This window comes from Bacillus sp. AFS055030 (genome assembly GCF_002574545.1).
In the GTDB taxonomy this organism is placed as follows: Bacteria; Bacillota; Bacilli; order Bacillales; family Bacillaceae_G; genus Gottfriedia.
This window is the reverse complement of record NZ_NUGT01000077.1, coordinates 41761-65936: the sequence shown is the minus strand read 5'-3', so window position 1 is coordinate 65936 and position 24176 is coordinate 41761. Positions and strand designations below refer to the sequence as shown.

At 33.0% G+C, this 24176-nt stretch carries 23 protein-coding genes and 1 pseudogene; 7 read left to right on the top strand and 17 right to left on the bottom strand.

Translation table 11 applies throughout. From position 1 onward, the window contains the following. Window positions 1-391: 391 nt before the first annotated feature. The 5 genes from CN925_RS16355 to CN925_RS16335 form a co-directional block, all read right to left on the bottom strand. On the bottom strand, window positions 392-1111 hold the full coding sequence (locus CN925_RS16355; protein ID WP_098847501.1) for a nucleotidyltransferase domain-containing protein: 720 nt from the start codon (window positions 1109-1111) through the stop codon (window positions 392-394). 81 nt (window positions 1112-1192) lie between these two features. Then, complete coding sequence (locus CN925_RS16350) at window positions 1193-1684, bottom strand: quercetin 2,3-dioxygenase (RefSeq protein ID WP_098847498.1); 492 nt, start codon at window positions 1682-1684, stop codon at window positions 1193-1195. Window positions 1685-1837: 153 nt separating this feature from the next. After that, window positions 1838-2422, bottom strand: coding sequence for an ATP-dependent Clp endopeptidase proteolytic subunit ClpP (gene clpP / locus CN925_RS16345; RefSeq protein WP_098847495.1), 585 nt, complete (start codon window positions 2420-2422; stop codon window positions 1838-1840). A 30-nt stretch (window positions 2423-2452) separates the two neighbouring features. Then, a complete protein-coding gene (locus tag CN925_RS16340) occupies window positions 2453-3169 on the bottom strand; it encodes a sigma-70 family RNA polymerase sigma factor (RefSeq protein WP_098847493.1) in 717 nt (238 codons plus the stop codon). 282 nt (window positions 3170-3451) lie between these two features. Then, window positions 3452-4069, bottom strand: a complete 618-nt coding sequence (locus CN925_RS16335) for a DUF6944 family repetitive protein (RefSeq protein WP_098847490.1) — start codon at window positions 4067-4069, stop codon at window positions 3452-3454. Window positions 4070-4552: 483 nt separating this feature from the next. Between CN925_RS16335 and CN925_RS21380 the strand changes: the two genes are divergently transcribed. The 3 genes from CN925_RS21380 (at window position 4553) to CN925_RS16325 (ending at window position 7176) form a co-directional block, all read left to right on the top strand. Further along, window positions 4553-4729 (top strand): hypothetical protein, encoded by a 177-nt coding sequence (locus CN925_RS21380; RefSeq protein WP_180232993.1) that lies wholly within the window; start codon window positions 4553-4555, stop codon window positions 4727-4729. A gap of 425 nt (window positions 4730-5154) precedes the next feature. Next, entirely contained in the window at window positions 5155-5361 is a 207-nt protein-coding gene (locus tag CN925_RS16330; protein WP_098847488.1) for a hypothetical protein, read from the top strand. Window positions 5362-5502: 141 nt separating this feature from the next. Further along, the gene (locus CN925_RS16325; protein WP_142339245.1) at window positions 5503-7176 is read left to right on the top strand and encodes a ribonuclease J; all 1674 of its coding nucleotides are present in this window, start codon (window positions 5503-5505) and stop codon (window positions 7174-7176) included. A 38-nt stretch (window positions 7177-7214) separates the two neighbouring features. Here CN925_RS16325 and ligD (CN925_RS16320) read toward each other — a convergent pair whose 3' ends face one another. From ligD (CN925_RS16320) to CN925_RS16305, 4 genes are all read right to left on the bottom strand, one after another. Beyond that, window positions 7215-8456: a DNA ligase D gene (gene ligD, locus CN925_RS16320; protein WP_098847482.1), complete on the bottom strand. Its 1242-nt coding sequence runs from the start codon at window positions 8454-8456 to the stop codon at window positions 7215-7217. An 11-nt stretch (window positions 8457-8467) separates the two neighbouring features. Beyond that, complete coding sequence (gene ligD / locus CN925_RS16315) at window positions 8468-9412, bottom strand: non-homologous end-joining DNA ligase (protein ID WP_098847479.1); 945 nt, start codon at window positions 9410-9412, stop codon at window positions 8468-8470. A gap of 13 nt (window positions 9413-9425) precedes the next feature. Beyond that, window positions 9426-10262, bottom strand: a complete 837-nt coding sequence (gene ku / locus CN925_RS16310) for a non-homologous end joining protein Ku (protein WP_098847476.1) — start codon at window positions 10260-10262, stop codon at window positions 9426-9428. A gap of 117 nt (window positions 10263-10379) precedes the next feature. Continuing rightward, a complete protein-coding gene (locus tag CN925_RS16305) occupies window positions 10380-11624 on the bottom strand; it encodes an MFS transporter (RefSeq protein WP_098847473.1) in 1245 nt (414 codons plus the stop codon). A gap of 156 nt (window positions 11625-11780) precedes the next feature. Between CN925_RS16305 and CN925_RS16300 the strand changes: the two genes are divergently transcribed. The 3 genes from CN925_RS16300 to CN925_RS21620 all read left to right on the top strand — a co-directional run bounded on the left by CN925_RS16300 (window position 11781) and on the right by CN925_RS21620 (window position 13554). Beyond that, the gene (locus CN925_RS16300; protein WP_098847817.1) at window positions 11781-12251 is read left to right on the top strand and encodes a DUF2243 domain-containing protein; all 471 of its coding nucleotides are present in this window, start codon (window positions 11781-11783) and stop codon (window positions 12249-12251) included. Continuing rightward, window positions 12241-13014, top strand: a complete 774-nt coding sequence (locus tag CN925_RS16295; protein ID WP_098847471.1) for a cytochrome c oxidase assembly protein — start codon at window positions 12241-12243, stop codon at window positions 13012-13014. Before CN925_RS16300 ends, CN925_RS16295 begins: the two co-directional genes overlap by 11 nt. 72 nt (window positions 13015-13086) lie before the next feature. Next, window positions 13087-13554, top strand: coding sequence for a WGxxGxxG family protein (locus CN925_RS21620; RefSeq protein WP_286138426.1), 468 nt, complete (start codon window positions 13087-13089; stop codon window positions 13552-13554). A 40-nt stretch (window positions 13555-13594) separates the two neighbouring features. Here CN925_RS21620 and CN925_RS16285 read toward each other — a convergent pair whose 3' ends face one another. Next, window positions 13595-13969, bottom strand: a complete 375-nt coding sequence (locus CN925_RS16285; RefSeq protein WP_098847468.1) for a MerR family transcriptional regulator — start codon at window positions 13967-13969, stop codon at window positions 13595-13597. A 118-nt stretch (window positions 13970-14087) separates the two neighbouring features. On the opposite strand from CN925_RS16285, the gene CN925_RS16280 reads away from it, so the two are divergent. After that, window positions 14088-14861 carry an SDR family NAD(P)-dependent oxidoreductase gene (locus tag CN925_RS16280; RefSeq protein ID WP_098847465.1) on the top strand — a complete coding sequence of 258 codons (774 nt, stop codon included), beginning with the start codon at window positions 14088-14090 and terminating at the stop codon, window positions 14859-14861. Between the two features lie 619 nt (window positions 14862-15480). On the opposite strand, the gene murC is transcribed toward CN925_RS16280, so the two are convergent. The 7 genes and pseudogenes from murC to CN925_RS16240 all read right to left on the bottom strand — a co-directional run bounded on the left by murC (window position 15481) and on the right by CN925_RS16240 (window position 24083). Beyond that, on the bottom strand, window positions 15481-16773 hold the full coding sequence (gene murC / locus CN925_RS16275; RefSeq protein ID WP_098847462.1) for a UDP-N-acetylmuramate--L-alanine ligase: 1293 nt from the start codon (window positions 16771-16773) through the stop codon (window positions 15481-15483). Between the two features lie 303 nt (window positions 16774-17076). Then, complete coding sequence (locus tag CN925_RS16270; RefSeq protein WP_098847459.1) at window positions 17077-18192, bottom strand: nicotinate phosphoribosyltransferase; 1116 nt, start codon at window positions 18190-18192, stop codon at window positions 17077-17079. 97 nt (window positions 18193-18289) lie between these two features. Continuing rightward, window positions 18290-20107: pseudogene (locus tag CN925_RS16265) on the bottom strand (DNA translocase FtsK); the annotation flags it as partial. A gap of 1637 nt (window positions 20108-21744) precedes the next feature. Beyond that, complete coding sequence (ytpR, locus tag CN925_RS16255) at window positions 21745-22350, bottom strand: YtpR family tRNA-binding protein (RefSeq protein WP_098847450.1); 606 nt, start codon at window positions 22348-22350, stop codon at window positions 21745-21747. Next, on the bottom strand, window positions 22347-23162 hold the full coding sequence (locus CN925_RS16250) for a DUF1444 family protein (protein ID WP_286138424.1): 816 nt from the start codon (window positions 23160-23162) through the stop codon (window positions 22347-22349). The genes ytpR and CN925_RS16250 overlap by 4 nt, the downstream gene beginning before the upstream one ends. A 17-nt stretch (window positions 23163-23179) precedes the next feature. Next, window positions 23180-23497, bottom strand: a complete 318-nt coding sequence (locus CN925_RS16245; RefSeq protein ID WP_098847447.1) for a thioredoxin family protein — start codon at window positions 23495-23497, stop codon at window positions 23180-23182. A 70-nt stretch (window positions 23498-23567) separates the two neighbouring features. Further along, window positions 23568-24083 (bottom strand): DUF84 family protein, encoded by a 516-nt coding sequence (locus CN925_RS16240; protein ID WP_098847444.1) that lies wholly within the window; start codon window positions 24081-24083, stop codon window positions 23568-23570. Window positions 24084-24176 lie beyond the last annotated feature (93 nt).

The following is a 24176-nucleotide window of genomic DNA, read 5'->3' as shown; positions in this document are numbered from 1 at the left end:
ATGAGCGTATATTGGGGGAATTCTACTTTGTTTATGAACAAATTTTTTTATCAAATACGCACAAATAAATGTCAAATTTAAACAGAAATATGTTATATCATGGAAAAAAACATATCTTTTTGTCGGATTTTTTATTTTTTGATCAGAAAAATAAGACTGAAAATTGGGTGAATTCAACAAAAAAAGTTATTTTTTATCTGAAACTCTATAACCTTGACGAAAAAACAGGAGAAATGTCCTATCATATCGGAAGGGGAAAATCCTAATTTTACTGAACATTTCGTTACTATATTAAAAATTTTTATTATGTAGAATAAACTCCTTTCAAAAATAAAAAAGAGCCATAAAAATGACCCCTTTTCCTTAACAATCTTATATTTAAATTAAACTTCTACATTTTCCCTAAAGAAAAACCTTCAAACAACTGCCCACCATACGGTTGCAAAACTTCATCAACTAATTTGATGATTAAACTCTTTTCACCAGTTTTATAATATAAATCAAAGGCCTCTACAAGAATATTTGCAAACTCTTCGTTATATTGTCTTAATGCACGTACAGTCCATTTTGAAGAACCAATCCATTTACCATTTGTTCTTAAAACGAATTCACTTACTAGTTCGGCCAGTGTATTTGCTATAAATAATTCTTCCGCTCTACTAGTGGAACCTATAAAATCATTTAGTGCATCCGTCATAAAATATCGCTTTATTTTAATTGTTTCCTCTGACCATTTTTCTGGACCTTTATCTAAAAGATCATTTGCTTCTTTTTTAATTTCCTCAATTATTCCTGCGTCCTTTAAGATGATTCCCTCAGAAACCATCCTTGGAAGCGAGGGTCTAGCCCTCTCAAAATCACTTTTAAAAAATTGTTTATAAGATGATAAATTATGTACAAAAACTTCTATTTCCCATCCAAATTCCTTTAAAGACTCTCTATATGAAGAGATAAGGCTTTTATCGAAAATAACAATATCAAGATCAGATGTTTCTGTTGCCTCCTTGCGTACCACGCTGCCTGCTAGTAATGCTCCCTGACACTTTGGAAAGTATTTTTCAATAAAATGTTTTGCTGCTTCAATTGGATTTAGCTTATTTAAATCATTCATACTCGTATCCTCTTTTCCTAAGATAACCATTTAATGAAAGAATACATTAGATTCCAGGGAGAACAAAGTCTTTCATTCAATTTATAAACTTGGGTAAGAAATCTTATATTTTTTTGACACCTCTATCAACTTCTGAATTTTTTCAGCAGAAGGTGGAGTTTCAAGTTTTTTAAACCCTTTCTCAAATGGAATAGAAAGTTCTTTTACAAATTGGTCAAAACCTGATGGATAAGCAGTAACTATGAAACTAGTTTCTTCTGATTTCACTTTAAATGTATGAGGAATTCCTCGAGGAGCAAATAGATAATCTCCAGCCTTTGCTAATATTGTCTGATCCCCAATATAAAAAGTAATTTCTCCTTCTAATACATAAAACGTTTCATCTTCTAATTCATGTATATGAAGAGGAGGTCCACCATTCTTTTTACCGTTGCAGTGCAAGACGCAAAAAGCACCGTTTGTATCTTCTCCACTTACTAAGATAGTGGTAACATCATTTAAAAAGAAGTAAGTATTCTCTTCTGTAATTCCTCGGTGCATAAAGCCTGCAATACTTTTTTGTTCGAAAGTCATTATTATCCCCCTCTAGCAACTTTTTAACTTACTAATTAATGCTATTCATAGAAACTTAGCTTATTCGTTCTAAATAACTAATTTCAGAAGTAAAAGAAATTAGGTCCCTCAATGCAAAAAAAGGTTAGCACCGCTAACCTTTTCATTATAAAGTTAATGATTTGGATACAAAATCTCATCAATTATTCCATATTCTTTCGCTTCTTCTGCACTCATAAAATAATCTCGATCTGTATCCTTTGCTACTTTTTCAACTGGCTGTCCTGTTCGCTCAGCAATTATTTGATTTATATGCTCACGTAATTTTAAGATTCGGCGAGCAGATATTTCAATTTCTGTTGCTTGGCCTTTAGCTCCACCTAATGGTTGATGGATCATGATTTCGCTGTTCGGAAGTGCGAACCGCTTACCTTTTGTTCCCGCCAGCAAAAGCATCGCACCAAAGGACGCTGCCATTCCAGTACAAATTGTTCTAACATCAGGCTTTATATATTGCATCGTATCATAAATTGCAAATCCCGCTGAAGTCGACCCACCAGGGCTATTGATATAAAGTGAAATTTCTTTATCAGGTGCATCTGCAGCTAAAAATAATAATTGTGCAACTACACTATTTGCTACATGATCATTTATTTCATCACCTATTATAATAATTCGATCTTTTAACAAACGGGAATAAATATCATATGAACGTTCACCACGATTGGATTGTTCAATTACATAAGGAACTGTCGTCATTTAAAAATCCTCCTTAAAAGCGTTAATTGGCTATGCAGCCATACAGAGAGTGCTTGAAGGAGATTGAGTTCGAGCTGACTGGAAATTACAAAATAACATTTTAGGACTTTCAACAATACGATCTAAGGAAGGGAGTGCCTGAATTAGTATTGTAGGATCTTGAACCTCTAACGCGATATGAAAAACTTCTTCAAGTTTCTCACGTTCTTCCTCATTCCAAAAATACTCAACAGAAGGGGATTCTTCTTTGTTCATTTTATCTAAACGCCTTTTCGCTCGATGTAGGCTAGATTTTATGGCTATTTCTGTTGTCCCTAGCATATCTGCAATTTCCTTCGATTTATATTGAAATGCTTCTTTTAAGAAAAAGATAATCGCTTGTTTCGGAGTAAAATGTTTCAGTAAGAGTTCTACAGTATTTAGTTTATGATCAAGTGGATTATTAGCAGCATATTGGGAAAGTTCAAAATCAGAAATAACCAGTTCCTCTTTCCTTTTTCGCAAAGTATCAATCCAATGATTGTAAGCTATTTTATTTAATAAAGCTGAATTCATTTTTTCGTTATTATAGTATTTTACAGCTTTAAAAAAAGCTTCCTGAGCGATATCGTCACCATCCCAATCATTTTGAGCTAGAAAACGACAATACCGTTGCAGTTTTGGATAGTACTCCTTCCAATAGAATTCATCAGACTTTACTTCCTGATTTTCCTTTTCTATACTGTGCACCCTAAGCTTACTAGACATTGAATTCCACTCCTTTAATAACACTCTCTACCCTATAAACGTAAAAGAAGTATAAAAAGATACGGGGTCAAAAAGTTTTTTATTTAATTTATGTAATTTAAATAAAAATTCTTCTATATTTATCCTTAGTTTCTATTTTAATGCATTTTAACACATTTAAGAAAATAACGAACAGCACAAAAAAGCGTGAATTTTCTATCTCCACTTCTATTTATATATGTTTATTTTTGTTAAAACGCTTGATTCTTAGAGAAAAGGAGACATTGATACATTTCTTTGCTCTTACTCTCTCCCAGCAGCTTCTTTTATGGAACCAATCACTGAAATAACAGAACCAATTGCTTGAATCCAACTTCCTGTTGCTACTAATGTTTCAGATTCGGTCTGTACATTATTTTTATTAAGGTATTCTTCATAATAGCCAATATTTTTTTGCTTATTTACTTCTTCTCTAATTTCAAATAGTGCCTCTGACCATCCAATTGCCTGCAAAGTATTTCCTATAATTTGTGTTATGCTTCCTACAATATTTTCTGATTGACCAGGAAATGGAGTAAGCTCAATCGCCTCCCCAACATTAACGCCTAATCCTAGAGCTTGTAACAAATTACCTGCAACGAATAATTTATAATATGCTTCTTTTCGACTGTCAAAAATCAGCCCTGAAACAACCGTAATATTCCCACTAGCTGTTATTTCTTTTCCAACTGCTCTAAGTACTGTCCCTTCTGCTTCAGCATCGATACCATTTCCTGTAGCCTGCAAAACATTTCCAATTAAAGATAAATCATCTCGAACACTACTTTTTATGTAGTTGGATGGTGTGGAACCAATTGCAGCAGTAATTGTTCCAATTGAAACGATCACAGATCCCACTATTGCTTTTGATTCGCCTCCCATTTTTTCCACCAACCTGATCAAAGTAACCTTTATCGTAGTATTATGAAGGAATATCAAAAAGTGTGTCTGCTTACTGTAACAAAAGCTCCTATTATTCCCTAGCAATCACAGTCCTGTCTTCAAACGAAAATCTATCATCCTTATTTTAGAGATTGCTAGCTTTTTTTGATTAATGTGAAGCAGCTAATCGAACTAACACGAAAAAAACTCAATCTAGCTAAGATTAATAGCAGATTGAGTTTTTATTCGTGTAGTATGGTATTAAGGTTTTACAACTGTCATATATCGTGTTTTTGCAGAGATTTTTAGTCCTGTTTCATCTCACATGTCACTTTATATTGTCCAGCAGGCATGTCAGCAGTTGGAGTCCATATTATATAAGCATTCTCTGTCTAACAAATATTCCTTCATTAACATTTTTTCGTGACATTGATAGTACAAAGAAGGTGAAATTAAATGAGGGATAAAAAGGTGGTGAAGTACATGACAATTGAGACATCGAAGAATATAGAAAAAATCCGACGTGGTTTTAACATGGGAAGTCGTATTGGCGTTACTCAGCTAGGAAGATCAACAAAATGGCGTCAAGATTTAGAAAATCATGCTGTGCTTGAAATTCTAGATCGAAACCAAACAGCTGGGATCTTAAATCTCTATTAGATTATTTAGACAATGTAGCATGCATTAGAACAAGTTCAAGTTGAAAAATTATATGGCAATCGTAAAGAAATGAATTGGACTACTGGTGAAAATTTGGCGACAAAAGCAAAAGCAAGTTTTGCAGCAAGACAAGATCATATTCGGAAATTTTTAGATAACGATCAGTAACGAATTATTTTTCGAAACGATTGATCACATCGCTGGAAAGAAGTGATTGTAATGGATCCAGAATTTAATTGATAACGTCGTACTTGTTCATGCTTCCAGCTTTTCATTAAAAATAACAATATAATCAGTATGTACATTGACAAAAGCTTGTACCCGTTCTTTGATACTTATTGAGTCTAATGTTTTATTAACGTTCTATTCTTATTAAATACATAATTTTCCTTGAAGAAAGCATCCTATTGTCAGGAGGTGGTTTTATGTCTGAACCATTACAACCAGGGAATAAGAAACTTCCTGATTTTAATGAATTAAACGATCGGATTATTGCTGAGCATGGTACAACGGGACCGTCTTTAGTTATTAAAACAAATTTGGATCCGAAAGATTCTACTGTGGATAATCCTTATTATCGTAATGAAACGCACACACCAAAAAAACCATTTAGAAACTATTTTGAAGAGTAATAGTAAAATGAGCTCGGTTTCTACCGGCTCATTTTTTTATACAAGAATGATTTTAACGCTTACGTACATACTAAGAAATATATGGCAATTTCTAAAAAGGAAACTGTTTATACTTTTCAATGTACTAGGAGGAATAAGAATTTGAGTCCAACAAAAAGTATGCTATCCGTCTTTGCCTTAGGTGGAATTAATGAAATTGGAAAGAATATGTATGCTATTCAATACTTAAAAGAAATCATTTTAATTGACTGTGGTTCAAAGTTTCCAGATGAGAGTTTATTAGGTGTTGATTTAATCATTCCTGATATTACATATTTAAAAGAAAATCAAGAAAAGATTAAGGGCTTATTTGTTACACACGGTCATGAAGACCATATTGGTGGAATTCCTTATCTTTTGAAGCAATTGAATATTCCAGTATATGCATCGAGATTAACGCTTGGATTAATTGAGCTTAAATTAAAAGAGCATGGTCTATTAGGAGAAACTGAACTCATTTTAATAGACTCTGATTCGGTGATTAAATTTGAACATTTTTCGATTTCATTTTTTAAAACAAATCATAGTATTCCCGATTGCTTAGGTATCGTATTTGAAACCCCTGAAGGAACTGTCGTACATACTGGCGATTTTAAATTTGATTTAACGCCTGTTAATAATCAATATCCAGATATTCATAGAATGGCCGAAATAGGTAGTAAAGGAGTTTTATTACTTTTATCAGAGAGCACAAACGCTGAACGGCCAGGTTCAACTCCATCTGAACGGATTGTTGGAGAGCATATAGTAGATGCTTTTATGAAGGCAAAACAAAGAGTCATTATTTCAACATTTGCTTCTAATGTTCACAGGGTGCAACAAATTGTTGATGCATCGATTATCACAAATCGAAAGTTAGCTCTTTTGGGTAGAAGCATGGTGAATGTTGTTCAAGTTGCAATGGAGCAAGGATACTTATCAATTCCTGAAGGTATGTTGATTGATGCAGATGAAATTAATAGTTTCGCACCAGAATCAATTACAATTTTATGTACAGGTAGTCAAGGAGAACCTCTTGCCGCTCTTGCTCGACTAGCTAGTTCAAGCTTTAGAGGTGTTGATGTTTATCCTGGTGACACTGTCATTTTAGCTGCTTCACCAATTCCTGGAAATGAGCGCAACGTATCAAAAATTATCGATAATTTTTACAATCTCGGAGCAAATGTCATTTATGGTTCGGGAAGCTCGACAGGAATGCATGTTTCTGGTCATGCTTATCAAGAAGAACTTAAACTCATGCTTACTTTAATGAAGCCAGAATATTTTATTCCGATTCATGGTGAGTATAGAATGCTTCATCATCATCGTTCTCTTGCTGAATCCGTTGGCGTCAAACGAAATAATATTTTTATTATTAAAAATGGTGATGTTGTCGATATTTTACAATCAGAAGCGATTCAAAGCCGAAGAATACCAGCAGGAAATATTTATGTAGATGGAATGGGCATAGGAGATGTCGGTAACATTGTCCTAAGAGATCGAAAGCAACTTGCTGAAGATGGAATGCTTGTAATCGTCATCACCATTAATAAAATGGAAAGAAAGATTATCTCTGGACCTGATACCATTTCAAGAGGATTTGTCTATGCGCGTGATTCTGAAAGTTTACTGAAGGAAGTAAATCAAATCGTCACATCATCCATAAACGAATTACTTGATGAAAACAAGCTCCAATGGGGAGTTATGAAGCAAAATATTAAAAAGTCCTTAGGACAATTTTTATTTACAAAAACGAAGAGAAAACCGATGATTTTACCAATAATCATTGAAATATAGAAACAAAAAGCTCCCTTTTCAATTGAATGAGGGAGTTTTTACTTTGGATCGTTATCTTTAATTTTAGAAATTAAATCGATCAAAGAAGTATTTTCTTGATCAAAATAGTCGTTCATTGGACAAGAACTATTTTCTAATCGTTTTAGTACAAACGGGATTGTGTAGGTTTCGATTTTTAATTCGTCATTTACCTCATCCCAAAATAGAGGCACTGCAACAGTTGGTTTTTCCTTTCCCCTTGTAGAGTATGGGCAAATAATCGTTTTTCCTTTAGCATGCTGAACATAATCAATATAAAGTCGATTCCCTCGATTTTTTTTAAATCTTTCGACCGTAAAATCATCTGGAAATTTTTCAATTAAGTAATGTGCAATAAATGATGTAAATACTCTTGTATCATCATAAGAAAGCGAATTTTCTTTAATTGGAATATGAATTTGAATTCCTTTACTTCCAGACACCTTTGGATAGCTTTTTATTTGAAAAGAATCAAAGATTAATTTCATTTCTAATGCGGCTTTTATTGCTAAAGGAAATGCATCTGTATTAGGTGGATCCAAATCAAATACGATTTCAATCGGGTTATTGGCTTTATATGTTTGAAAAGGGATATGGTATTCGATCGCTAATTGATTTCCTAACCATAGCAATGTTGATACATCATTACAGATAATAAAATTATTTCCCTCATGTTCCTCGGTTTTAATAAAACTAGGAGCATAATCTGGACTATTTTTTTGAAAAAAAGATTCACCACCTATTCCGTTTGGAAAACGAATCGTCGTTAATAAACGATTTTTTAGAAATGGAAGCATATAAGTAGATATTTGAGCTAAATACGAAACATAGCTCTCTTTATTTATAGATGGATCCTTCCATATTATTTTTTCAGGGTTGGTAAGTGTTAATTCTTCTTCCAAATTAAGATTACCTAAAAGTAAACCATCCCAAGTACATTCATTCCATGCTTGTTTTAATTGAAATGACAAAAATTTTGCATTTGTTAATTGGTTGTTTTCGATACTTTGAAATTCAAGTTCAATACAGATTCCAGGATCTACAAATTTTATATTACCTTTTTTGCTTTTTTTATTTACTTCGATTGCTTTTATTAAAATTTCCCTCTCCTCTTCACTAAGTCCATTTGAGAAGGACCCCATTTGCAAAATATCATTTTCTTTTTTAAGACCCACTAAAAAAGTTTCCTCTTTTACATTGAAACCTAAAATAAAGAAAAAGCCTGTATAAATTTTATGACGTTTTTGAAAAAAATAATTCATATTAAAATCCCCTAATCTGTAAGCGTACATTCTTTAGGATCTTTTTCGATAAAAGCTTGGATACTTGGTTGTCTTAATGAATGACCTTCAGTCCATTCAATGAATTGAACTTTAACAGTTAACAATGGCTCAATCCACTGGATTTCCTTTATTCTTTTCGGTTGGCTACTAAATGGATTGTTTTCTATTTTTATCGTATCAATGACTGTAGTAAGGTCTTTCCATTCTGTTTTCGTTAATTTCCCTGTTCCAACATGCCCTATAAACACGAGTTGATGCTCTTCGTTATAAAGCCCTACTAAAATCGAATTAACAATCCCAGATCGATACGTTACCCCACCGATTACAGCAATAACATCCTTATAATTTTTCACTTTTTGCCACGCATTGTGCTTTCCATTGATTAAATATTTACTATTTAAGTTTTTACATACGATACCTTCTAAATTATGTTGTTTTGCAACTTCAAATAAGCCAACTCCATCAGTATGATTTGGAACTAACTGAATTTGCTGATTTGGTTGGATTGCTTCAAATAATAAATTTTGTCTCTGCTGGAGTGGTAATGGCGTAACCCATTCTCCATTGTAAAAAAGAATATCGAAAATCATATAGAAAATAGGTACGGCTTGTATAGCTGAATCAATCCGATCCATTCGCCTAATTCCATCCCTTCGCATGACCTCATGAAACGAAGGATTACCATTTTGATCAAGGGCGATGACTTCCCCATCTAAAATGATTGATTGAGCAGTCGTATAGGTTTTTATATTCGTTAGCTCTGGAAAAATATTTGTACGATCATTTAACTTACGGTTAAATAATTTTACTTCTGTCCCATCAAAATAAGTTAGGATTCTAACACCGTCCCATTTAATTTGCGAAATCCACTCTGGACCAGTTGGTACAATATCTGAAGAAATAGGTTCAAAAGGATATATAGGATTTAGCTCCATACCTACCTCCTATTTAACTCGTTGCTTTTTTAGGTGCTTTTGTTTTAGGCTTTTTCGGAGGTGTTGCTTGTCCTTTAGTCCGATCAATACTCGCTTGTAAAGCAGACATTAAATCCACGACATTCTTTTGTTCTGCCGGTTTCTCCTGCCCTGTCACGATATAATCATTTTTATTTACTTTTTCCGAAATTAATTGCTCTAAAGCAGTACGATATGTATCTGTATAATTTTCAGGATTAAATGTTGTCGTTAATTGTTCAACTAGCATCATACCGGCCTGTAATTCACGCTCCGCCAATCCAGCTTTTTCAGGAACGCCTCCTGGCAGATTTTCAATTGCTCGAATCTCATCTGGAAAATGTAATGTTTCAAGAATAATCGCGTTTTTATATGGACGAATAGCAGCTAAACGCTGTTTGCTACGAATAGTAATTTTGGCAATACCGATTTTCTTACTTTTCTTCAATATTTCTGAAAGTAATGCATATGCCTTTGTGCCACCAGAGTCCGGTCCAATATAATATGTGCGATCAAAATACACTGGATCGATTTCCGAAAGTTTGACAAAGTCAATGATTGATACAGTTTTTAGTTCAAATTCTTCTTTTAATTTATTCATTTCTTCTTCCGTTATTTCGACAACTCTACCATTGGGTGTTTCAAATACTTTAATAATTTCTTCGGGAGTAACTTCATCATCACAACTAGCAACCTTTTTATAAGAAATCGGCGTTTTACAATCTTTATGATATTGACGAAACTTTATATCCTTATCTTCAACTGCCGAAAACAACTTTACAGGGATTGTAACTAATCCCATACTAATTGTTCCTTTCCAAACTGTATGCATCTATTCACTACCTTTATTAGTTTTTATGAATAGCTTTTGTTAAAAGAAAGGGTTTAATTCAATTTGCTTTACTCGAATGTTTAAACATAATTTTCAAATAAAAAAGTTCACTCAAGGTTAAGTGAACTTTTTCTTTACTTTAAGCATGGGTTCTTGTTTAGGCTTAATATACTTTATGGATAAAAAGAGTCCGATTACTGCTAAAAAGATGGAAAAATACATCATATAATTATCTGGTTTTTTCATTAAGTATGCAAAAGTAGGTGGACCTGCTGCAACCCCAACAAACCTTAAAGAACTATAAATAGACGTAATAGTCCCTCTTTGTTCTTTCTCAATTCCCTCAGTTATTAAGGCATCTAAGCTTGGTAACGACATTCCGATTCCGATCCCACTAATCAATAAACTCGTGATAATCATATAAATTTCTTTGTTGATAATCGGCATGACAAAAGAAAGACTTATTAAGATAAATCCAATTACAATGAACTTTTTCATTGCACCTTTTTTATTTCCAATCTTTTTACCAGTCTTATAAGAGGTGTAAGATAAAGCAGCGAGTGGAATTGCTAACACACATCCTTTCCATATTCCGATTATGTGATAGCGCTTTTCTAATATTTTTGATAAATAAAAAAGCATACCAAATAAGATGAACATGATAATGGCCCCTAGTATAAAGATGGTAAAAAGCCATTTGCCATTATTTCGAAATATTTTCCGAATTGATCTGATAAACAGTTTAAACTTTTTCTTTCTTTTATCTTTTCTTTTTGATCTCATTGGTTGTTTTGGTGGTTTTACAAAAATTAAAATTAAAATAATTGATAGTAAGCAAAGGAATGGTACTGATAAAAATGGTAAAAACCAAACTACTGCTGCTAATGCAGAACCTAGTATCGGACTAAGTACTTTTCCAAAAGTGTTTGATGTCTCAACTAATCCTAATCCTTTACTTACTTCATTTTCATCTATAAACATATCCCCCACACACGGAATAACAACAGGCATTGCCCCAGCAGAACCAATTCCTTGAATGATTCTCCCAACAATTAACCACGCGTATGGATTTTCTAATTTCCAACAAACAAAGCCGGCTAAGGCACCTCCAATTCCCGCAATAATTAAACTTGGTATGATTACTTTTTTTCTTCCAAATAAATCTGACAAATAGCCTGCTATCGGAATAAGAATGATCGCAAAAACTGAATAAACAGTTATGATCATTGAAACTTTAAGGCCAGATATATTTAGTTGTTCTTCTAATTTTGGAAGTACGGGAATCAACATTGAATTACCTAAAGTCATTACTAGAGGTACTGTAGATAGCGCCCATAAACTCCGCGTTTGTTTTTTATCCATATTACCTCCGAGTTTTGTGTAACTAAAAACAATCACAGTCTTTATATTTCCCCAAGTATCGTTTTGGATTGAGTTGTAATTTTTACTAAATTAGATTTGATTAGTAAAAGTGGGGGCAAAATGAAAGAAATACCAATTTTGAAAGGAAGAGTGTTTATGACTACCCAAGTGAATACAACTAATTATTTTCATTTAAATTTATGGTCTGGATTTTTATTTGGACTTGGATTGGTGGCATTTTTCGACGAAACAGTTTTTCATCAACTTCTTCATTGGCATCATTTTTACGATAAGTCTACAACAAATATAGGTCTTATCTCTGATGGTCTTTTTCATGCTTTTAGTTGGTTTGCGACAATTGCCTCTTTATTTATGCTTGCGAATATAAGGAGAAAAAAATCACTTTATCTTAAAAGATGGATCGGCGGAGTTTTACTCGGAGCAGGCTTGTTTCAACTTTATGATGGGACAGTTCAACATAAATGGATGAAGCTTCATCAAATTAGATATAACGTCGATATTATGCCTTATGATTTAACTTGGAATATTACTGCTTCAATTTTGACTTTAATTGGGTTCATTTTAATTCTTAAAACGCGAAATAAAGGTGGTCACTTTGAGAGATAATCTGATAAATTACTTCGATTCGTTTGATCTACTTATTACTTTATTAATTTTCCTTTTTATTGTTGGCTATTTGGTTGCTGCGATGAAGCATCAAAAAAAGTCTTGGCCAAATTTACGCTCTATATTATGGATAACTGGTTTTGTTTGTATTTTAATTTCTATTATTGGACCAATTGCAAAACTAAGTCATCACTTTTTTGTCTTCCATATGATTATGCACTTGTTACTAGGAATGCTCGCTCCATTTTTAATCGCGTTATCTAGGCCGATTACATTATTATTAACATCATTAAAAACACACCATGCAAGACGTGTGACACGTCTTTTAAGAAGTGCTCCTTTTCGATTATTAGCTCATCCTATTACTACATTACTTTTAAATATAGGAGGACTTTATGTATTGTACAACCCCACCGTATTTAATTTCATTCATGAGAGTACCTTCTGGTTAATTTTTGTACATATCCATTTGTTTGTTTCGGGATATCTTTTTACTAGCTCAATCATTGCGATTGAACCGTTCCCTCATAAATTCAGTTTTTTGTTTCGCTCATCAATTATGATTATTGCATTAGCAAGTCATGATATTTTATCAAAGTTGCTTTTTTCAAATCAATTAGACAATCTCGGTTTTAATGATGTCCAATCTGGTGCAGTCTTAATGTATTATGGAGGCGATTTCGTTGATTTGTTATTGATTACGGCACTTTGTTATTTCTGGTACAATTCAGCAAATGCTAAGAAAACAAGCGCTTTTTTTTAATGGACTTTTTTCCCACATATATTCCTTCTAAAGATGCACAAAATATGAATGCATAAAGAAGGAGGGCTAAAGATGAATAAAATTTGTCTTACATTATGCACAGTATCATTATCATTTATTATTTCAGCTAATGTACATGCTGCTTCAACAACAGCAGGACCTGACGCTACGCAATTAGATCCTAGCTATACTCACAACGGTAAGCATATCAATAGAGATTTCGACAATGATTTTAATGATCCAAACCACGTTGTAAATGACACAAAGAATGCGGTTAAAGAAGGCTATTATGATACAAAAAATACAGTTAAGGAAGGGTATTATAATACTAAGAACAATATAAAAAATACAACAAATGACATGTTAAACAACGGAGTAAGTAATGACGGGAATTATTATCGAAGAAATGTTACACCTACTCCAGTTGCTAACAATTTAAATACGACTGACAATGATCGAAATGGTTTCAATTACGGATGGCTTGGACTTCTTGGATTATTAGGATTTGCAGGTCTTCGAAGAAAAGAAAAAGTTGATTAATCATAATAAAAACCTTATTGGGGCTTTCCTCAATAAGGTTTTATTTATGAACTATTTTTTTATTATGAATGACCTCTTTATAAAAATTAATTTTTTGCTCTAACATTTTATTCGTTTCTTCTAATGTTTTAAGCTGATTTTCAATAGACTGTTTATGCTCAACTAATAGATCTAACCTTGCCAAAGATGTATGCTCACCTTCTGTATATAATTTTGCATATTCTTTTATTTTATTTACTGGCATTTGTGTTTCTTTTAGCTTTAAGACAAACTTTAACCACTGAATATGTGATTTTGTATACAGTCTTTCTCCATTTACATTCCGATCAGGAAAAATGATTTGCTCTTTTTCATAATAACGTAATGTATGTGTGCTTATTCTTAACATCCGAGCAACTTCACCAATTGAATACATAAGTACCTCCAAAAATAAAAACTATTTGACTTAGAGTTTACTCTAACCAGTATAATGAATCCGTAATTGATTACAAATAATTTAATTTTAGTATAAACCAAATTAGGAGGAATTTTAGATGAAAAAATATACTGTCATTACAGGTGCTAGTTCAGGAATTGGTTATGAATCTGCTCTTGCGTTTGCTGCACGTGGAAAAAATCTAATCATCGTTGCTCGTAGAACGGAAGAACTTGAAAAATTAAAATCTGAAATTGCTAAATTAAATCCCGAACTTAATGTAGTCATAAAAACAGCTGACTTATCTGTTGTTAAAAATGCTTTTAGTTTATATGAGGAACTGAAAGAATATGATATTGAAACATGGATTAATAACGCAGGATTTGGTAATTTCGCTTCTGTTGGTGAACAAAATTTAACAAAAATTGAAAGTATGCTTAATTTGAATATTGAAGCTTTAACAATTTTAACTTCACTTTACGTACGCGATTATTCTACAGTTGAAGGTACACAAGTTATAAATGTTTCATCTGGTGGAGGGTATACCATTATCGGTAATGCCATCACTTATTGTGCGACTAAATTCTATGTGAGTGCCTTTACTGAAGGGCTAGCTCATGAATTAAAAGAAAAAGGTGCAAAAATGCAAGCAAAAGTATTAGCACCTGCTGCTACTGAAACAGAATTTGCAAGAGTATCATATAATTTAGAAGAAAACATTAAATATGAAGGCGTTCTACCAAAATATCATACTGCAAAAGAAATGGCAGGTTTCATGTTGGAGCTATATGACAGTGAAAAAGTAGTAGGAAAAGTTGATGGAATTACTTATGAATTCCAATTATTAGATCCACTTTACCCTTATGCAACAAGATTAGAACGACAAGATTAAGTGAAATGAAAAACTTTAGAGTCCTATAGATTAGTTCCTTAAAAAAATAATAAAATAAACAACATAAAAACCCGTCTATTATAACGGGTTTTAGCAAAGTGTTGAAATATATTGTAGTCAATAGGAACATTAACTTAATTTTAAGGAATAATAGTCTATTTATTATTTATTTGTCCTTTTATTGATATACAATTGGTATTGGTTGAAATATAAATGTTTTAACTAACTGACTAAAATTTAATAGATTATCTTTTTGACAATGAATATTTCTAAAGAAGTGAATGTCTTCATCATGAGTTTCGATTTAGTTTTGATGAAAAAAGTGTAATTTATTCGTTCAATTGACATTTCTATTGTTTTAAAGATTATTATTTTCATAAAGAACTTGATTGGAACGAAAGGTTGCCAGGCTCCTATGGGAGATGCGGGAAGGCTGAGACCCCACAGGCGCACGCCGAGGGGGCTAAAGAATCTCCCCCCATGGAAAGCGAGCAACCTGTAGTGGAAATCTAAGACATAACTTATTTATCAATGATTAGATATTCCTATAATTTAATTGACAAATTCTTTTTTCAACAGCATGTAAAAACCCGTCTATTATGACGGGTTTTACAGTTTTTTATAGTTTTTCGTATGCTGCTTGATATTTTTGAATATCTCCAGCACCCATAAAAATTAATACGCTATTTTTATGATTTTGTAAATTGCTGATATTGTTATCAGTCAATAGTTCAGCACCTGCAATTTTACAAGAAAGGTCTTCAATTGTTAAAGTACCTTTATCTTCTCTTGCAGAACCAAAAATATCACATAAGTAAACTTTATCTGCTTTTTCTAATGTACCAGCAAATTCATCTAAAAATTTACTTGTGCGTGTAAATGTATGCGGTTGGAAAACTGCTACGATTTCACGATCAGGATATTTTTGACGCGCTGCTTGAATCGTCGCTTGGATTTCAGTTGGATGATGAGCATAATCATCAATTAACATTTGATCACCAAAGCGTTTTTCACTGAAACGACGCTTTACCCCGCCATATGTTAATAATCTAGATTTAATAATATTAACATCGATTTCTTCATAATGGCAAAGCGCAATTACTGCTAAAGCATTTAAAATACTATGATCACCATATCCTGTAATATCGAAAGTAGCGTAATACGTATTACGGACGAATACATCAAATGTTGTACCATTTGTATGTTTTTCGATATTACGAGCTTGGAAATCATTGTCCTCGTTAAATCCATAATACATTACAGGTACTTTTGCATATATTCGTTGAAGATGTTCGTCATCTCCACATGCAATAATACCTTTCTTCACTTGATCAGCCATTTGTTGGAACGCATCGAATACATCATCTACGCTCTTATAATAATCCGGATGATCAAAATCAATATTAGTCATGATGCAATAATCTGGATGGTATGAAAGAAAATGACGACGGTATTCACAAGCTTCGAATACGAAATACTCGCTGTCTTTTTCACCTTTTCCAGTACCATCTCCAATTAGAAAAGAAGTTGGACGCGCGCCTGAAACTACATGGGCTAATAAACCTGTCGTAGAGGTTTTACCGTGTGCTCCAGTAATTGCAACGCTAGTAAATTTATTCATATATTCCCCTAGGAATTTATGATAGCGTGCCATCGGTATTCCTTTTTCAATAGCAGCTGCAATTTCTTCATGAGTATCAGGAAATGCATTACCTGCTATAACGAATTGGCCTTCTTTAATATTTGCTTTATCGAATGGTAAAATCGTAATATTTTTTTTCCGTAATTCATTTTCAGTGAAAAAGTGCTTTTCATAATCTGATCCTTGCACGGTCAACCCAGAATCATGTAATATTTGTGCCAAAGCACTCATTCCAGTACCTTTAATCCCTACAAAATGGTAAACTGTCATATTAAAAGAACCTCCAAAATCGATCACTAATACAACGGCCTATCTCTTAGACAGTATATGTGTGAATAAAAGAAATGGCATCATTATTTTATAAATTTGATGCATTGTTACTTTGCCGAGTCTAGTTATTTTTCAAGTGATAACTAACTTAAATTTTTACGCAATTAGTATTATATCACTTTAACTCCAATAGGACTAATTATTTTAAGTCCTACTATTAGGAAATAGATGGAAAGATAAATACTTTAAGTTATTTGCTAATAATAAAATACTATCAATCTTTAAATTGATTTTCTTGTCCCTTTATTGTCTAGGACTCATTTCTACTCTTTCTAATCGAGGATTTTCACGAAGCTTTCTTCCAGCTTTCGCTTGTGGCACTCCGTTTAACTCGACATTATCTCCTGTAAAGCCTACATTAACTTTTAATAAACTTCCGCCAACACCATATAAATCTACTGGCACACCTTGTTTCTCAAAAGCTAAGATTCTTTCTACAGTAAATCCACCGCTTACTACAATTTGCACATGATGATAACCTTCTTGATCTAGTGCACTTCGTAAAGCAAAAATTAATGGAGGGTTAACACCTCTAGGATCAAAACTTCCTAATAATTCAGGATTACCAATAAAATATTGATCAATCATTGTTTTTGATGTATCTACACGTACAGCCTTTAATTTACTACCAAATTCTCGTGCAACCTTTAAAGCGTCAGTAATAACATCATTATTATAATCTACTAAGACAATTAAATCGTCTTGTGGATAAACTTCTGTGTACGCACGCGCAGCTTCCACGACATCACCATTATACATTTGAATCAATGCATGAGGCATTGTCCCCATACCTTCATTGCCCCACCACTCATTCATTGCATGAGTCGCTTGTGCAGTTGCACCACCAATAAAAGCAGCATAACCGTCACCCGCTTGTGTCGTGAAATGATCATCACGATCACCCATGAAAATAACAGGCTTTTTAATGCCAGCGGATTTTGCAGAATGTTTTACATTGTACACATTTGTTGCAACAGAAGTACGTCTAGCCAAAATACCGTCAATAATTCCTTCTAAATAACCAAAATCAGCATATTTCCCTTTAATTGTTAATACAGTTTCAAATGGTTCAATCATATCTCCGTCCTTTAATGAATGAACAATAAGATTTTCTGGATGATCAGCAAAAGTTTGTAAAATCGCAATTGCTTCATCCGTGCCACATAATACTGCACTTTCTCTTTGGAAAAATTGCATTGTTACTTCAGTATCTGGCTTCTTTTTTCGGATAATTTCTCTAGTTTTTAAAAAATATACAGCTGAAAACCAGCCTTCTCCGATTCTCTCATCAAATTTAAATGTTTGGTTCGTTAATCGGCTTATTTTACCTTGTAATTTTAAATCTAATTCTTTTTCCATGAATCTTCACCTGCTGAAAAGTATCGTTCTTTTTTTCTAGTATGGGTTAAAAAAACTTTAACATTCGTTGCTTAATTTTTATCGAATTTCTATTTTATCACTCAGAACGAAACTCCTCCATTGATGTAATCAGTACATCACGAGGTTTACTTCCATTTTGATTTGATACAATTCCGTGATCAAACATTAGGTCCATTAATCTAGCTGCCCGGTTGTATCCAATTCGAAAACGTCTTTGCAACATGGAAACAGAAGCACCTTTTTGATCAATGACAAACTCCACTGCTTCTTCAAAAAGTTCATCATCAACATCTTGTGCATCCGCTTTTGCTACAAGTTCCTCTTGATTAAATAAGTAATTCGGTTTTTGTTGGTCTTTAACAATCTCAACAACATGTTCGATTTCATCGTCCGAAACATAAACCCCTTGTAATCGAATTGCTTGAGATTTTCCATTATCTAAGAATAACATATCTCCTCGTCCAAGTAACTTTTCAGCTCCGCCAATATCAATAATTGTTCTTGAATCTACTTGTGATGATACAGTAAACGCAATACGTGTCGGTATATTTGATTTAATGATACCTGTAATGACATCAACGGAAGGTCTTTGGGTTGCAACTAATAAATGGATTCCGCATGCTCTTGCTTTTTGGGCAATACGACAAATATAAGTTTCTACATCCCCAGGAGATACCATCATTAAATCCGCTAATTCATCGATAATAATGACTAAGTATGGTAATTCATCATTATAAGCACCTTTTTTCTTCGCTAAATCATTGAACCGCTTAATATCCCTTGCCCCAGCATGAGCAAATAAATCATAACGTCGATCCATCTCCTCGCATGCCCACTTTAAAGCAGCAGTCGCAGCTCTAGCGTCGGTGATGACTGGAGAAATAAGATGTGGAATATGATTGTACGGTGCAAGCTCAACCATCTTTGGATCAATTAAAATCAATTTCACTTCATGAGGTTTCGCTTTATATAAAATGCTAACTAAAATTGAATTAATACATACACTCTTTCCAGATCCTGTTGCCCCGGCAATTAACCCGTGTGGCATTTTGGAAATATCTGCATAGACAGGCTCCCCACCAATATCAAGTCCTAGCGCAACAGTTAAAGGTGACTCACTTTGCAAAAACTTATCCTGACTAACTAATTCTCTTAAGTACACAGGCTTACTTTCTTTATTTGGTACTTCTATGCCTATTGCACTTCGGCCGGGAATCGGTGCTTCAATTCGAATATCTCTAGCTGCTAAGCTCAATTTAATATCGTCTTGTAAGTTCGTTATTTTATTTACTTTCACCCCAGGATCAGGCTGTACTTCGAAACGAGTTACTGTTGGACCTTGAGTAGCGGCAATTACTTTAGCTCCCACATTAAAATTAAGTAATGTCTCTTGTAATAGCTGCTTTTGATCTTCAACCCAATCGCCATCATTAAATTGCTCAATCGGAGGTTCAACTAATAAATCTAATTCTGGTAATTCATATAGTACAGGTGGCAATTCATCTACACTTTGAGGTTCATCAGTCAAAACAAACTGATTTTTAGTCTCTTGAGTTAAATTCGTTTCTGTTTTACTTTCTTCTATTTCAAGAATTGGCTGATTTTGAATTACTTCAAAAGTCTGTTCGTGTTCATGATTATTTGCTTCACCAATCATTTCACTTTGTTGAATTTTCTCTGACGATAAATTTTCACTTTGTTCAGATAAACTAGCATTCTCGATCATCTGTTCATTTTGTTTTGACTCAACTTTTTCATTTACCTTTTCTACTGTTGCAGCAGATTCATTTTGTAATTCTCGAAGTTGTCTCATTATATTTGCTTTTCTTGACGCCTCAACGTCACTTCTAAGCATCATTACATTAAAAGGAAAATGACGTTTTTTCTGACGTTTCTCGATTGGTTTAGGTTCAGTCTCTTCTTTTGTAGTTTCAATTTCAGTCATGATCTCTTCATTCGAATTTGTAACAGACTGTTGATTAATTTCAACATTTCCTTCTACTTGAGATTCTACACTAGAACTTTCTTGATGAACCGCTTCTTCTTTAAACTCTTTAATATCCACATCTGACTCATCTGTTAATTCCGACTCTACATCAAGCACTTCATTATGTTGAACGAGCGAAATAACTTTGTCTTCGTTAACATCATATTGGACCAAAGTCTCAACTTTGTAATCATTCGACTCAATTTGTACAGTGTTGTCTTCCATATTTAGACTTTCGAGAGAATGGTCATCTTCTTCGCTATCTTCTTTAATGGATACAAAATTTGACTTCACTTCAGACTGTACTTCTTTCTCTTTTATATCAGCTTCAATTGGTAGTTCCTCAAGCAGTACAACTTCATTCGTTTCTTTATCTTCCAGTTCTACTTGATGAGTTTCAGAAACTAAATTTTCATTCATGTTTTCAACTTCCGCTTCTACTTGATGAACTTCAGGTTCTAATTCTTCATTCGCCTCTTCAACTTCCGCTTCTACNNGTCTCTTCAACTTTAATTTCATGGGTTTCAAGTTGTACATCTTCAACTTTCAACGCATGTTTTATTTCATTTTGATGTTCTTTAACTAGAAGTTCTATATTCCCAACTTGAGTAGCTTCAGTTTTACTTTCTTCTTTTTCAACTAGATTTAATACTTCAATACTTTTATGATTTTGATTATTGAAACTCTCTTTTTCAAAATTGTCGATTTTAACTTGTTTGAACGAATTTTCAAGTACATTACTAATCTGAGAAGCCTCAACACTCTCTTCTATAATTGAAGTATGTTTAGAATGAGTATTACTTTCTTCTCTTTTCGGAGGCCTTTGATAACCATAAATCGGTGAAATATATTCACTTGGTCGAAATGGTGTTTTTCTTTTCGGACGAAAGACAATATCAACCTTTTCTTCCTTTTCTACTTTTGTTTGTTCTTTCTCACTTTTTGAGTCTTGTTTTGTTTCAAGTCGACTAGATAAATTACTTTTATCGAATAGATTACTTTGAATAGTATTCCTTACCAAATTAGTACTCTCGTTATATGTAGGTTTAAATTCTTTATTTAAATTTTTTGATGACTTTTGCCAAATGTCGTCAATTTTTTCTTGTTTAAAGACTGGTTCAACTTTTGTTTCCTTTATCGGTTTTGGTGGCGGTATTTCTTCATCTAATTCAATTGGAAATCTAAAATTAGGACGCTCATTTAAAGCGTTTCTCTTTTTTTCGATAGAGTGTGATTGATCTACTTTCTCCTCAACGGGCTTTTCTTCAAACTCATCTTCAATCTCATTAAGGCTATTCGTCTTAAAAAGGCTTTTTAACCATTTTTTCATTTTTCTCACTCTCTCTATTTCTTTTCATACCTTCTATTTTACCATGTGACATAATGACAAAAAACACATTATTATTACAAATTACGCTAGTTCATTCATATTTCGATATCAATTATGTAACTTAATCAAATTATTATTAAAATAATGATTCTTTTATGAAAAACATAAAAAATACTAGACCTATTAATGGCCTAGTATTCATACAACATATTATTTAGTTAAAAAAAGCTTTTCCAACTTCAGCATCAGCTTCTAGAACTAAGATTCCCTTTTCTTGAGGAGCATCAGGTAAATCAAGTTCACGTGCAGAGCAGATCATACCGAATGAATCCACACCACGTAAATTAGCATCTTTAATAACTAATCCTGATGGCATAACCGCACCAACTTTTGCTACAACAACCTTTTGACCTTGTTCCACATTTGGAGCACCACAAACAATTTGTAATGTCTCTGTTCCAACATCTACTTTACAAATATTTAATTTATCAGCATTTGGATGTTTTTCTTTTTCAATCACATAACCAATAACGAATTTAGGTGAAAGATCTAATACTAACTTATCTTCAAATCCTTCTTTTGCAAGTAGTTCATTAACCGTATTTACAATGTGTTCAGTAATTGTAACTACACCATTTTCTTGAACATCTACATAAGTAGATGCCTCAAACACATTAATAGCAACCGTTTCATTCGTAACTACACTATATACACGTGCAATATTCCCTTTTCGTTCAACTTGACGATCTTCTGATGGAATTTGTTTTAATGTAATTAAAAGAGTATCGCCGATTCCTTCTTTGTTATAAAAAATATTCACTGATTTCTTCCTCTCTCTTGCTTCTTTTGTTTCCCTAAAATAAATACTGGCATTAGCTTCTCATTTTCGTAAGCAAATGACAATGATGTAATTGGTATTTTCCCACTTGCAAAAAAGCTCATATTCATTTGCGCCATTATATCATAACCTATGTTATTTCGAATGTCAGCAAGGATTAGTACATCTCCATGAGGAATTCCTATTAATAATTCACCTTTTACTTTTGATTGAATTTCTTTTAGAAAAGTACTATTTAGCACTCTACTCGCATCGTATCCATCATTTGTACGGACAAAATAAAAAGTATTATCTGCAACAAGATCTTCTTTTACTTGAACAGGCATCTTTCTTAAATTAAATAAAGCGATCGAATGTAGCTGCTCTTTTGTATATCCTGATTTTACTAATAATTTTTCATCAATTAGTTGATACGTTTTTTCTGAATCAATCGCATAGTAAATTCTAGTTTCTGCAGTATGCTCATCCGTTACAAATAAGTTTCCTTCTTCCTTCTCTGTCGGAAACGATGTAGCACGAATAACAGGTCGAATTTGTTCTTCAAGAAATACAGTTTCAGAGTGCATTGCAGAAAGTGCTTCTTTTATATAATAAATTAATTCATTAAATGCCTCTTCACCTTCTGTTTCATACTTTGCTACTGCACTATTTAAAGAGACACTCATCCCTTTTTTACTTTCAATCCCTTCAATTCGAAGGTCTTCTTTTTCGCGATCGTAGATAAAGCGCCATTCCTCATTTCCAAGGCGGTTTTCGATCATTTTTTTTAAGTCTAGTGTTGTTTTTTTAGCCAATTGTTTTACCTACCTTATTAGCCTCTTAATCCTTCAAGAAACTCTTCTACTTGTTCTTTTGTTTTACGATCTTTATTAACATAACGACCAATTTCTTCACCATTATTAAACGCTACAAAACTTGGTATTCCAAAGATATCTAGATTTTGGCATAACTCAATAAATTGGTCACGATCTACATAATAAAACGTAAAATCTTTATTTTCATCAATTATTTCTTGGAAGAACATATCTAAAAATCTGCAATCCGGACACCAATTTGCAGAAAATTGGAAAACCACTTTTTCTCCTTGTTTCGCTTGTTCGAATTGTTCAACTGATGTAATTTTTTCCATTCTTTTCCCTCACTTAATTCGTTTTCTTTTATTTTATCTTATTTTTATCGATATGCAAAAAGGACGGCTCTCAATTGATTTCTTCTTTTCGTTTCTTGAATTCATATTGTCCAAATAGTAATTCACAAATATGTTCAAAGATTTCTGTCCTAGTAATTCGGCCATTTGTAAATACCCCTACTGCCCCTTCTTTACTACGGATATCTTTTTCATTTGTATATCGTTCCATTAATACAGCTAGCTCAGTTCCATTTCGCAGCTCATTAATAAATTCGCTAGGTAATAATATTTTTGCTCCACTGGCTAATATTACTTCATCTTCATATACAAGTGCTCCCCAGTTACAAAGAAAAAGTCGATCATTTTCTATAATGACCCCACCTTCTAATCCAATGCCAATTTCCGAGTCACCTGCGATCCTTGCATTATGAGCTCTATTTATAGCACCTTGCATAGTTTCTTGATCAGTCAAAGGTTGATTCGAAACATTTGAGGGAACATTTAACCCTAAAATCGAAAAATGTTTAAATACATTTTCCACCGCTCCTACCTTAGTTGGATTTAAAGAACCAATTGTTATTTTCATTACAACTACTCCGTTCATTTTGAATCTATTACTATTTTTCACGAATCCTTTATGACTCAAACGTAAAAAGAAGCCCTTTTTAGAGGGCTCCCT

What these genes read in the sequence shown, in the direction of transcription:
- murC (WP_098847462.1), bottom strand. Translation starts at nt 16,773, where the DNA reads ATGACAGTTTACCATTTTGTAGGGATTAAAGGTACTGGAATGAGTGCT.
- CN925_RS21620 (WP_286138426.1), top strand. Translation starts at nt 13,087, where the DNA reads ATGAATAAAATTTGTCTTACATTATGCACAGTATCATTATCATTTATT.
- ligD (WP_098847479.1), bottom strand. Translation starts at nt 9,412, where the DNA reads ATGGAGCTAAATCCTATATATCCTTTTGAACCTATTTCTTCAGATATT.
- CN925_RS16270 (WP_098847459.1), bottom strand. Translation starts at nt 18,192, where the DNA reads ATGGAAAAAGAATTAGATTTAAAATTACAAGGTAAAATAAGCCGATTA.
- CN925_RS16335 (WP_098847490.1), bottom strand. Translation starts at nt 4,069, where the DNA reads ATGGGAGGCGAATCAAAAGCAATAGTGGGATCTGTGATCGTTTCAATT.
- CN925_RS16300 (WP_098847817.1), top strand. Translation starts at nt 11,781, where the DNA reads ATGACTACCCAAGTGAATACAACTAATTATTTTCATTTAAATTTATGG.
- CN925_RS16245 (WP_098847447.1), bottom strand. Translation starts at nt 23,497, where the DNA reads ATGGAAAAAATTACATCAGTTGAACAATTCGAACAAGCGAAACAAGGA.
- CN925_RS16355 (WP_098847501.1), bottom strand. Translation starts at nt 1,111, where the DNA reads ATGAATGATTTAAATAAGCTAAATCCAATTGAAGCAGCAAAACATTTT.
- CN925_RS21380 (WP_180232993.1), top strand. Translation starts at nt 4,553, where the DNA reads ATGACAATTGAGACATCGAAGAATATAGAAAAAATCCGACGTGGTTTT.
- clpP (WP_098847495.1), bottom strand. Translation starts at nt 2,422, where the DNA reads ATGACGACAGTTCCTTATGTAATTGAACAATCCAATCGTGGTGAACGT.
- ku (WP_098847476.1), bottom strand. Translation starts at nt 10,262, where the DNA reads ATGCATACAGTTTGGAAAGGAACAATTAGTATGGGATTAGTTACAATC.
- CN925_RS16285 (WP_098847468.1), bottom strand. Translation starts at nt 13,969, where the DNA reads ATGTATTCAATTGGTGAAGTTGCTCGGATGTTAAGAATAAGCACACAT.
- CN925_RS16280 (WP_098847465.1), top strand. Translation starts at nt 14,088, where the DNA reads ATGAAAAAATATACTGTCATTACAGGTGCTAGTTCAGGAATTGGTTAT.
- CN925_RS16340 (WP_098847493.1), bottom strand. Translation starts at nt 3,169, where the DNA reads ATGTCTAGTAAGCTTAGGGTGCACAGTATAGAAAAGGAAAATCAGGAA.
- CN925_RS16240 (WP_098847444.1), bottom strand. Translation starts at nt 24,083, where the DNA reads ATGAAAATAACAATTGGTTCTTTAAATCCAACTAAGGTAGGAGCGGTG.
- ligD (WP_098847482.1), bottom strand. Translation starts at nt 8,456, where the DNA reads ATGAATTATTTTTTTCAAAAACGTCATAAAATTTATACAGGCTTTTTC.
- CN925_RS16350 (WP_098847498.1), bottom strand. Translation starts at nt 1,684, where the DNA reads ATGACTTTCGAACAAAAAAGTATTGCAGGCTTTATGCACCGAGGAATT.
- CN925_RS16305 (WP_098847473.1), bottom strand. Translation starts at nt 11,624, where the DNA reads ATGGATAAAAAACAAACGCGGAGTTTATGGGCGCTATCTACAGTACCT.
- CN925_RS16330 (WP_098847488.1), top strand. Translation starts at nt 5,155, where the DNA reads ATGTCTGAACCATTACAACCAGGGAATAAGAAACTTCCTGATTTTAAT.